Genomic DNA, 2,750 nt, shown 5'->3' with positions numbered 1-2,750 from the left:
GGCGTGCACGGCGCCGACGACGCCGGCCTCGGGGTCGGCGAGCAGGACCGGGACGCAGTCGGCGCACAGCGCGATGAGGGCGAGCCCCGGCTCGGCGGTGACGAGCGCGTCGGTGGCCTCGACCGCACGGGGCAGCGGACCCTCGACGACCTCGGCGTTGCGGCCGTGCACCTGTTCCATCCAGACCAGGCGGTCGCGCCGCAGGCCGAGCTCGTCGGCCAGCCGGTTCCGGTTGGCGGTCACGGCCGCCGGATCGTCGCCGACGCCGACGCCGAGGTTGAACGACTCGTACGGTGGCTTGGACCGGCCGCCGGCACGGGTCGTCACGACCCGCCTGATGCGCAAGCCCGCCTCCCGGAATTAAAAGGTGTTGGTCGCGTCCCAGCGAATAGTGCGGTTGTTCACGTACCTGTGGCTGGGCGCCGTCACGGTCCCCTGAGGTCCCGTGGGCTACCACCGCAGGTCCGTAGAACTATCGCCGCATGAAGGGGGGGACGTCCACCTCGTCGTCGGGGTCGTCGGTGACCGGCACGGCGCGGCCGGGGAGGCTGCCGCTGCCCGCACTCGGCCGGCGGGCCGAGCCACCCGCCGGCGGCACGCCGCCGCCCATCGGGTTGCCGTACCCGCTCGCGGCCTGGCGTGGCGGCGGCGCGGTCGGCTGCTGGCCGGTGGCCGGTGGCGGGGTCGTCGGCCTGGACGGTTCCGGCGCGGGCGCCCGGCCCTCGGCGGGCGGCATGGCAGGCGTGGTGTCCGGCGCTGGCTCGGTGGCGGGCGGTGCGTCCGGCGCCGGGGTGGCGGGCCGGCTGCCCACCTGACCGGCCTGGCCGGAGGCCATGGAGCCGCGGGAGCCGATCGCGGTCGCGTCGAGCTTCTTGTGTGTGGGCGTGCCTCCGTCGAACCCGGCGGCGATGACGGTCACCCGGACCTCGTCGCCCAGGGAGTCGTCGATGACCGTCCCGAAGATGATGTTGGCCTCCGGGTGCGCGGACTCCTGGACCAGCGACGCGGACTCGTTGATCTCGAACAGGCCGAGGTCCGAGCCGCCTGCGATGGCCAGCAGCACGCCGTGCGCGCCGTCCATGGACGCTTCGAGCAGCGGCGAGTTGATCGCCTTCTGCGCGGCCTGCACGGCTCTGCCCTCACCGCGCGCGGAGCCGATGCCCATCAGCGCGCTCCCCGCACCGGACATCACGCTCTTGACGTCGGCGAAGTCGAGGTTGATCAGGCCCGGCGTGGTGATCAGGTCGGTGATGCCCTGGACACCGGAGAGCAGCACCTCGTCGGCGGAGCGGAACGCGTCCATCAGGCTGACGCCGATGTCGCCGAGCTGCAGCAGCCGGTCGTTGGGGATGACGATCAGCGTGTCGCACTCGTTGCGCAGCTCGGTGATGCCCTCCTCGGCCTGCTTGGCCCTGCGCTTGCCCTCGAAGGCGAACGGCCGGGTGACCACGCCGATGGTCAGCGCGCCGAGCTTGCGGGCGATCGACGCGACGACCGGCGCGCCGCCGGTGCCGGTGCCGCCGCCCTCGCCGGCGGTCACGAAGACCATGTCGGCGCCCTTGATGACCTCCTCGATCTCCTCGCGGTGGTCCTCGGCCGCCCTGTGCCCGACCTCGGGATTGGCGCCTGCGCCCAGCCCGCGGGTGAGCTCCCGGCCGATGTCCAGCTTGACGTCGGCGTCGGACATCAGCAGCGCCTGCGCGTCGGTGTTCACCGCGATGAACTCGACGCCTTTCAGCCCGACCTCGATCATGCGGTTGACGGCGTTGACCCCACCGCCGCCGATGCCGACGACTTTGATCACCGCCAGGTAGTTGTGCGGGGGCGTCATCGGATCCGCCTTCCTGATCAAGCTTGTGGTGCTTACATCTCCCCGATCCGCCGCGAGCCGAAAAACTCTAAACCTCAACCAGAGACTTAGAGTTATGTCAAGCCCGGACGTCGAATACAGGACGGTAGGCATCGTCGGTGCCCGATTCCAGCCGCCACGCCGTGCGGCGACGTTGTTGTACACCCCAATCGCCGAGCGCTACTCCCCCGTCTGGCCCTGACATCAGGAGACCGTCGGGAAGTCCGGCGTCGCGACGTCGTAGGTCCTGCCGGGACGGGTGAGCAGCGGCGCCAGCACGGCCACCTTGCGCTCGTTGTCCTCCGCGTCGCCCCACTTCACGACGCGTCCTTTGGCCAGCTTGAGCCGCACGTCGCCGGGCGTGCGGGCGGAGACCTCCACCACTCGCTTCCGCAGCTGGTCGGGGATCGCGCCGAGCACGGTCACCGCGGCCCGCGTGGCCGGGTCGTCCGGGCCGACCTCGGTGACGGTCAGCACCGGTAGCCCCCTGGGCCGGGTCGGCACCGTGGCGTAGTCCGCGCCGGTGCGGTCCACCAGGTGCACGCCGTCGGCGTCCGGCACGACGGCGACCGGGGTCCGCTCGGTCACGTGGATCTCGACCGTGCTCGGCAGCGACCGCGACACGCTCACCTCGAACACCCGCCGCAGTGTGGCCACGCGCCGGACCACCTCGTCGGTGTCCAGCCGCACCATCGGCGTGCCCAGCTCGACGTCGGCCGCATCGCGCACGGTCCGCGCGCTGATCTCGCGGGTGCCGTGCACCTCGACCGTCCGCACGCCGATCAGCGAGGTGAACATGATCACGTAGGTGAGGCCCAGCACCGCGAGGACGAGCAGCAGGGCGATCCAGCGCCGGGCGAGGTAGCGGCGCCGGCTCGGGCCGGGCCGCGGCGCGTCCCGG

General features: G+C 72.1%; 3 protein-coding genes. All 3 read right to left on the bottom strand.

Annotation, left to right across the window (positions count from 1 at the left end; translation table 11 throughout):
- The coding region (locus ACRDTB_RS37920) for a polyphenol oxidase family protein (protein WP_431437107.1) at positions 1–345 on the bottom strand (345 nt) is incomplete at its 3' end.
- A gap of 127 nt (positions 346–472) precedes the next feature.
- Positions 473–1,831, bottom strand: a complete 1,359-nt coding sequence (gene ftsZ, locus ACRDTB_RS37915) for a cell division protein FtsZ (RefSeq protein WP_431437106.1) — start codon at positions 1,829–1,831, stop codon at positions 473–475.
- Between the two features lie 222 nt (positions 1,832–2,053).
- Positions 2,054–2,750, bottom strand: a 697-nt coding sequence (locus ACRDTB_RS37910; RefSeq protein WP_431437105.1) for a cell division protein FtsQ/DivIB, incomplete at its 5' end; no start/stop codon positions are given.

The organism is Actinophytocola sp., from assembly GCF_050699935.1.
GTDB lineage: Bacteria > Actinomycetota > Actinomycetes > Mycobacteriales > Pseudonocardiaceae > Actinophytocola.
This window is presented reverse-complemented; position numbering and strand designations above follow the sequence as displayed.